The organism is Pseudomonas sp. P1.8, assembly GCF_001269805.1.
Taxonomy (GTDB): Bacteria; Pseudomonadota; Gammaproteobacteria; order Pseudomonadales; family Pseudomonadaceae; genus Aquipseudomonas.
This window is the reverse complement of record NZ_LHVM01000023.1, coordinates 463,799-471,412: the sequence shown is the minus strand read 5'-3', so window position 1 is coordinate 471,412 and position 7,614 is coordinate 463,799. Positions and strand designations below refer to the sequence as shown.

The following is a 7,614-nucleotide window of genomic DNA, read 5'->3' as shown; positions in this document are numbered from 1 at the left end:
CTGCCAGACAGTCGGCCAGGACTTCGCCATTGAGCGCCGGATATTCCGGCTGCGGCAGACTGCTGGCAGCGTAGTAAGAAGCGGTGTGCTGATGGCTTGGGACAGGCTGTTGCGCACGGGCGGTCATGTGCATGTTCCTGGTTTTTGCGTTTAGAAAATTTGCCGGAGCATAAGCCGGACTTTCCCAGGCGGGCAACATTGGTCGGGTGGCGCTGTCTGGAACGCGGGTTTTACGTCAGAATCCCGGTCTATTCCACATTCGGTCACCGCTTCAATGAGCTGCAACAGTCAGACAATTCGCACTCTGCGCCAGCAAATTCCTTCGTTTGAATGCGTCCCCGGCTGCCATGACTGCTGCGGACCGGTGACCACTTCGCCGGAAGAAATGTCGCGCCTGCCGCGCAAGACTCGCGCCGAGCAGGATGCGGCGATGGATGAACTCAATTGCGTTCATCTGGGGCCGAACGGTTGCACGGTGTATGAAGAGCGGCCGCTGATCTGCCGATTGTTTGGTACGACCAAGACCTTGCCATGCCCGAATGGGCGCGGGCCGGTGGAACTGATTCACCCGCGGGCGGAGAAGCAAGTGTTTGAGTACATGGCCTCGAACCGACAGGTGTTGGTTTAAAAGATCGCAGCCTGCGACAGCTCCTACATGGGATCGCATTTCTCGGTAGGAGCTGCCGCAGGCTGCGATCTTTTGATCTTCAGTCCGGAATCGGCAGCGTCAGGCTCTCCTTCACCTCTTCCATCACGATATAGCTCTTGGATTCGCGCACATGCGGCAGCTTGAGCAGAATGTCGCCCAGTAGCTTGCGGTAGGACGCCATCTCGGAAATCCGCGCCTTCACCAGATAATCGAAATCCCCAGACACCAAGTGGCATTCCAGTACGTGGGGCAATTTCAGCACCGCGCGGCGAAATTCTTCGAAAGTATCGCCGGACTTGTAGTCCAGGCTGATCTCGACGAACACCAGCAAACTACCCTTCAGGTGCTGCGGATTGAGCCGGGCGTTGTAGCCCATGATGATTCCTTCGCGCTCCAGGCGCCGGACCCGCTCGGTACAGGGCGTGGTCGAGAGCCCGACCTTTTCCCCCAGCTCCGTAAATGAGATACGCCCGTCCGCTTGCAGGATCCGCAGGATGTTGCGGTCGATCTTGTCCAGCTCACGTTTGGTCTGAGTGTTGGTACGCATAGGGGATGCGCCTCCGTGAAAAGGGTTTTTGCCGAGAATTGTCGCCAAATATAGGCGCTTATATAGTGAAAAGCACTGGCAAATCTTTTTTACACTGCGCGCATCTAAAGCTCTGAATAACAAACGTCAGCGGTCAGCCGCGATGAGGGATATGAAAATGCGCGTCATGGTCTTGGGTAGCGGCGTCATCGGTACCACCAGTGCTTACTATCTGGCCCGTGCCGGGTTTGAAGTGGTGGTTGTGGACCGGCAGCCAGCTGCTGCCATGGAGACCAGTTTCGCCAACGCCGGCCAGGTGTCGCCGGGCTATGCCTCGCCGTGGGCCGCGCCGGGCGTCCCGCTCAAGGCCATCAAGTGGCTGTTGCAGCGCCACGCCCCGCTGGCGATCAAGGCAACTGCCGACATCGACCAATACCTGTGGATGGCACAGATGCTGCGCAACTGCACCGCCAGCCGTTACGCGGTGAACAAGGAGCGCATGGTCCGTCTGTCCGAGTACAGCCGTGACTGCCTCGACGAACTGCGTGCCGAAACTGGCATTGCCTACGAAGGCCGTAGCCTGGGCACCACCCAACTGTTCCGCACCCAGGCTCAACTGGACGGCGCCGCAAAAGACATCGCCGTACTGAAAGAGTCCGGCGTGCCGTTCGAGCTGCTCGACCGCGACGGTATTGCCCGTGTTGAGCCGGCGCTGGCCAGCGTCACCGACATCCTCGCCGGTGCCCTGCGCCTGCCGAACGATCAGACTGGCGACTGCCAGATGTTCACCACCAAGCTCGCCGAGATGGCTGCGAACCTGGGCGTGCAATTCCGTTTCGGTCAGGACATTCAGCGCCTCGACTTCGCCGGTGATCGCATCAACGGCGTGTGGATCGACGGCAAGCTGGAAACCGCCGACCGCTACGTGCTGGCCCTCGGCAGCTACTCGCCGCAACTGCTCAAGCCACTGGGGATCAAGGCTCCGGTGTACCCGCTCAAGGGCTACTCACTGACCGTGCCGATCACCAACCCGGCGATGGCCCCGACTTCGACCATTCTCGACGAGACCTACAAGGTCGCGATCACCCGTTTCGACAATCGCATTCGCGTTGGCGGCATGGCCGAGATTGCCGGTTTTGACCTGTCGCTGAACCCGCGTCGCCGCGAAACCCTGGAGATGATCGTCAACGATCTTTATCCTCAGGGCGGCGATCTGGCCCAGGCCGATTTCTGGACCGGCCTGCGCCCGACCACTCCGGACGGCACCCCGATTGTTGGCGCCACCCCGTTCAAGAACCTGTTCCTGAACACCGGTCACGGCACACTCGGCTGGACCATGGCGTGCGGCTCCGGTCGCTTGCTGGCTGACCTGATGGCGAAGAAAAAGCCGCAGATCAGCGCCGAAGGCCTCGATATTTCCCGTTATGGCAAAAAAATCCAGGAGTCTGCGAAACATGTCAGTCCAGCGCCAGCTCACCAATGAGCGTATGAGTCAGATCGTCACCCATAACGGCACGGTGTACCTGGCCGGGCAGGTCGGCGACGACATGAACGCCGGGATTGAGCAGCAGACCCGCGAAACGCTGGCCAACATCGAGCGCTTGCTCGATCTGGCCGGTACCGACAAAACCAATCTGTTGTCGGTAACGATTTACCTGAAAGACATCGACGCGCATTTCGAAGGCATGAACGCGGTGTGGGACAAGTGGCTGCCAAAAGGCGTCGCCCCGGCCCGTGCCACTGTCGAATCGAAACTGTGCGAGCCGGAAATCCTGGTTGAGCTGTCGGTTGTAGCCGCTCTGCCATAAGCTTTCATACAGATCCCTCTCCCGGTGCTGCGCTACCAGCCAGCACCGGTTTTTCTTCCCGATAACCCGACCAGAAGTCTGCCGCCATGCGTCCTGCCCGTGCCCTGATCGACCTTCAAGCCCTGCGCCACAACTACCAGGTTGCCCGTGAACTCACGGGGGCCAAAGCCCTCGCCGTGATCAAGGCCGATGCCTATGGCCATGGCGCGGTGCGCTGTGCCCAGGCGCTGGAAGCCGAGGCAGATGGTTTTGCTGTGGCCTGTATCGAAGAGGCATTGGAGCTGCGGGCGGCGGGCATTCGTGCACCGATCCTGCTGCTGGAAGGTTTTTTCGAAGCCGATGAGCTGGCGCTGATCGTCGAGCATGATTTCTGGTGCGTGGTGCACTCGCTGTGGCAACTCGAAGCCATCGAGAAAGCGGTGTTGAGCAAACCGATCACCGTGTGGCTGAAGCTTGATTCGGGCATGCACCGTGTCGGGCTGCACCCAGCGGACTATCAGGTGGCCTATCAAAAACTGCAGGCCAGCGGCAATGTCGCGAAAGTAGTGTTGATGAGTCACTTCGCCCGTGCCGATGAGCTGCACGAACAGGCCAGCACTGATCAAGTGGCGGTGTTCGAAACGGCGCGCAAGGGCTTGTCCGCCGAGGTCAGCCTGCGTAACTCGCCGGCGGTGCTGGGTTGGCCACAGATTCACAGCGATTGGGTGCGTCCCGGCATCATGCTCTACGGTGCCACGCCATTCGAAGAAGCCAACGAAGTGGCTGCGCGTCTGCAACCGGTGATGACGCTGGAATCGAAGGTAATCAGCGTGCGTGAACTGCCGGCCGGCGAGCCTGTGGGTTACGGCGCCAAATTCATCACTCCAAAACCGATGCGTATTGGCGTCGTGGCCATGGGGTACGCCGACGGCTACCCGCGTCTGGCACCGACCGGCACGCCAGTGCTGGTGGCGGGGCAGCGTAGCCAGCTGATTGGTCGGGTGTCGATGGACATGCTCTGCATCGACCTGACCGATGTGCCGCAAGCCGGTCTGGGTTCGACCGTCGAGTTATGGGGTAAAAACATTCTCGCCAGTGACGTGGCCATTGCTGCCGGCACCATTCCTTACCAGATTTTCTGCAACCTGCGCCGGGTGCCACTGCTCTATTCCGGGGCTTAGTGAAAAACGCGACGGACCGAAAGTCGCCTCGCTGAACAGGATTCAGGTCCAAGTGTTGTAAATACTGAACGCTGTCGCCATGATAACGCTCACTATTCCAACAATTGAATCCTGGAGGCGCAAGCTTTGGACGTCGGTGAACGACTGCAATCCATCCGTAGGCTCAAAGGCCTTTCCCAGCGTGAACTCGCCAAACGGGCGGGGGTCACCAACAGCACGATTTCGATGATCGAGAAGAACAGCGTCAGCCCTTCCATCAGTTCGTTGCGCAAAGTGCTGGGCGGAATTCCCATGTCCATGGTCGAGTTCTTTTCCGAAGAAATCCTGCAGGAAAAACCGACTCAGATTGTCTACAAGGCTAACGAGCTGATCGATATTTCCGACGGCGCGGTGACCATGAAACTGGTCGGTCGGGCGCACCCGAGCCGGGCTATCGCGTTCCTCAATGAAATCTACCCGCCAGGCGCCGACACCGGTGACGAGATGCTCACCCACGAGGGCGAGGAAACCGGAATTTTGGTCGAAGGCAAGCTGGAGTTGGTGGTCGGGCAGGAAACTTTTGTGCTCGAAGCCGGCGATAGCTACTACTTTGAAAGTACCAAGCCACACCGTTTCCGGAATCCGTTCGATGCGCCTGCGCGACTAATCAGCGCAGCCACACCGGCGAATTTCTAAGAAAAGAGGCGCCCTGCCAGCATTGCAGAGGTGCCCGCGCTGTTTTTCCGCCGCAGCTAAGACCCCTTCGACTTTGGGGTTGTTTCAGTGCGGCGGGCTTACCGCTATACTTGCGCCCGCCTGCGAACCGTGGCCGTAGGCGTGACTAGCCACCATTGAGGGTGAACGCGTGAATCTAATTATGAAAATGCTGGCTGTACCAGCAACCGTATTGGCCCTATGGGCTGCCAGCGCTCAAGCTGCGACCAACGACGAAATTGCCAAACGCCTTGAGCCAGTCGGCCAGGTCTGTGTGACGGGCAAAGAGTGCAAGGGCATGGAAGTCGCCGCTTCGGCGGGCGGCGGTGGCGGTGCCAAGGCGCCTAAAGATGTTATTGCCAAACATTGCAACGCTTGCCACGGCACCGGCCTGCTGGGCGCACCGAAAATCGGCGACAAGGCAGCCTGGAAAGAACGTGCTGATCACCAGGGCGGCCTCGACGGCATCCTCGCCAAAGCCATTACCGGCATCAACGCGATGCCGCCTAAAGGCACCTGCGCTGACTGCTCCGATGACGAGCTGAAGGGCGCTATCAAAGAGATGTCCGGTCTGTAAGCAGCCGCCTCTTTCGCAACAAAGCCGCTTTCGAGCGGCTTTTTTGTGCCTGCGATTTTTGTTGCTTACTGTAGGAGCGAGCCTGCTCGCGATGGTCGTTAACGATAACTTGGCGAACCTGAAACCCCGCGGCGTCTGAGAATCCTTCGCGAGCATGCTCGCTCCTACACGGTTTTTGTGTGGGGCGATGGTTTTTACAGGCTGGTCATTGCAGCAAAGACCCGGCAAGCTCGGTCCAACCCCAAACCATGGAATGCAAGGGAGGATCAAATGGTTCAGCTGGTTGCTATCGAACAGGCAGTGGACGACGTCCTGGCACGGTTGCCGGCGCATATTCACTTGGGCCTGCCGTTGGGGCTGGGCAAGCCCAATCATTTCGTCAACGCGCTGTATCGACGTATCGTGCAGCTGCCCGAGCGGCGGCTGACGATCTATACCGCGCTGTGCCTGGGTCGCCCGTCCTTGGGCGATGGTTTGCAAAAACGCTTCCTCGAACCCTTCTCCGAACGGGTTTTTGGCGATTATCCGGAGCTGGATTTCCTCGCCGATCTGCGCCGCGATAACCTGCCGGGCAACATCCACATCCAGCAATTCTTCATGCAACCCGGCAGTTTGCTCAACAGTTCGGCAGCCCAGCAGTATTACGTCAGCAGCAACTACAGCCACGCTGCCCGGGACATCAACGCGGCCGGGCTGAACCTGGTGGCGCAGTTGGTGGCCAGCGATGCCGAGCATCCTGATCGCCTGAGCCTGAGCTGCAACCCGGACATTACCCTCGACCTGCTGCCGATGATCACCAAGCGCCGTGTCGCAGGGGAAACCATCCTGCTGGTCGGCCAGGTCCACAAAGATCTGCCTTACATGCCGGGTGATGCAGAGGTCGGTATCGATACCTTCGACCTGTTGATCGACGAAAAAGACAGCACCACGTTGTTTTCCACGCCGAACATGCCGGTAGGGTTTCAGGACCACTTTATCGGGCTTCACGCCAGTGCCCTGGTGCGCGATGGCGGCACGTTGCAAATTGGCATCGGCTCGATGGGCGATGCGCTGACCGCGGCGCTGCTCGTCAGGCAAGCGGAAAACGACGGTTACACGGCTTTGCTGTCGGACATAAATCTCAGCCCTTGGGCGCAGCTGATCGAGCGCGAAGGAGGCCTCAAACCTTTCGCCAAGGGCTTGTATGGTTGCAGCGAAATGTTCGTCAACGGCCTGTTGGTGCTGGCCGACGCCGGGATCGTTCGGCGCAAGGTCTATCCGGATATTGACACGCAACAGCAGGCGAATGCCGGCACCCTCGACGAAGCGGCGCAAACCGATGGCATCTCGGTGCACGGAGGCTTTTTCCTCGGGCCGCGCAGCTTCTACGAACGCTTGCGTGAGTTGCCGCACAGTAAGCGGCTCGAATTCAACATGACCCGTATCAGCTACATCAACGAGCTCTACGGTCAGGAAGCGCTCAAGCGTTTGCAGCGGCTTGATGCGCGGTTCATCAACACGGCGTTTACCGTCACCTTGCTCGGCGCCGCCGTGGCGGATCAGCTGGAAGACGGCCGTGTGCTCAGCGGCGTGGGAGGGCAGTACAACTTCGTGGTGCAGGGGCATGCGCTGGAAGGCGCACGCTCGATACTGCTGTTACGAAGCTGGCGTGAATCGGGCGGCGACGTGAGCTCGAACATCGTCTGGGAATACGGCCACTGCACGATCCCCCGGCACCTGCGCGATATCGTGGTGAGCGAGTACGGCATCGCCGACCTGCGCGGCAAGACCGATGCGGCGGTGATCGAGGCGTTGCTCAATATCAGTGACTCGCGCTTTCAGCCGGGGTTGATCGAGCAGGCGCAGAAAGTCGGCAAATTGCCGAAGGACTTCCAGCTAGATCCACGTTTCAGCGATAACCGTCCGGAGCGTTTGCAGGCGATACAGGCCCGGCATCCGCAGCTGTTTGCGGAATACCCACTGGGGTGTGATTTCACCGAGGTGGAACGGGATGTATTGCGGGCGCTGAGCTGGCTCAAGAGCAAGTTCAGGCTTAGTGAGGTGCTGGAGTTGGGCAAGGCAGCGCTGGATGCGCCAGAACCTGGGGCGTTTTCTGAACATCTGGATCGCATGCAGTTGGCCAAACCGCAAGGGCTGAAGGAAGACTTGTATCAGCGGTTGCTGCTCTCGGGCCTGAAAGCCACCGAGTCCTTGTAGGAGCT

The 7,614-nt window shown here is 59.4% G+C and carries 8 protein-coding genes; 7 read left to right on the top strand and 1 reads right to left on the bottom strand.

Annotation, left to right across the window (positions count from 1 at the left end; all coding sequences use genetic code 11):
- The first annotated feature begins 274 nt into the window (after positions 1–274).
- On the top strand, positions 275–628 hold the full coding sequence (locus AD668_RS26380) for a YkgJ family cysteine cluster protein (protein WP_053163813.1): 354 nt from the start codon (positions 275–277) through the stop codon (positions 626–628).
- 79 nt (positions 629–707) lie between these two features.
- On the opposite strand, the gene AD668_RS26375 is transcribed toward AD668_RS26380, so the two are convergent.
- Positions 708–1,196, bottom strand: a complete 489-nt coding sequence (locus tag AD668_RS26375) for an Lrp/AsnC ligand binding domain-containing protein (protein ID WP_007975155.1) — start codon at positions 1,194–1,196, stop codon at positions 708–710.
- A gap of 157 nt (positions 1,197–1,353) precedes the next feature.
- Between AD668_RS26375 and dadA the strand changes: the two genes are divergently transcribed.
- The 6 genes from dadA (at position 1,354) to AD668_RS26345 (ending at position 7,609) form a co-directional block, all read left to right on the top strand.
- Positions 1,354–2,658, top strand: coding sequence for a D-amino acid dehydrogenase (gene dadA / locus AD668_RS26370; RefSeq protein ID WP_053163841.1), 1,305 nt, complete (start codon positions 1,354–1,356; stop codon positions 2,656–2,658).
- Positions 2,630–2,983 carry a RidA family protein gene (locus AD668_RS26365; RefSeq protein ID WP_053163811.1) on the top strand — a complete coding sequence of 118 codons (354 nt, stop codon included), beginning with the start codon at positions 2,630–2,632 and terminating at the stop codon, positions 2,981–2,983. Before dadA ends, AD668_RS26365 begins: the two co-directional genes overlap by 29 nt.
- 86 nt (positions 2,984–3,069) lie before the next feature.
- On the top strand, positions 3,070–4,143 hold the full coding sequence (gene alr, locus AD668_RS26360; RefSeq protein ID WP_053163809.1) for an alanine racemase: 1,074 nt from the start codon (positions 3,070–3,072) through the stop codon (positions 4,141–4,143).
- Between the two features lie 126 nt (positions 4,144–4,269).
- The gene (locus AD668_RS26355; protein WP_053163807.1) at positions 4,270–4,818 is read left to right on the top strand and encodes a cupin domain-containing protein; all 549 of its coding nucleotides are present in this window, start codon (positions 4,270–4,272) and stop codon (positions 4,816–4,818) included.
- 181 nt (positions 4,819–4,999) lie between these two features.
- On the top strand, positions 5,000–5,413 hold the full coding sequence (locus AD668_RS26350) for a cytochrome c5 family protein (protein WP_053163805.1): 414 nt from the start codon (positions 5,000–5,002) through the stop codon (positions 5,411–5,413).
- A 270-nt stretch (positions 5,414–5,683) separates the two neighbouring features.
- The gene (locus AD668_RS26345; RefSeq protein WP_053163802.1) at positions 5,684–7,609 is read left to right on the top strand and encodes an acetyl-CoA hydrolase/transferase C-terminal domain-containing protein; all 1,926 of its coding nucleotides are present in this window, start codon (positions 5,684–5,686) and stop codon (positions 7,607–7,609) included.
- Positions 7,610–7,614 lie beyond the last annotated feature (5 nt).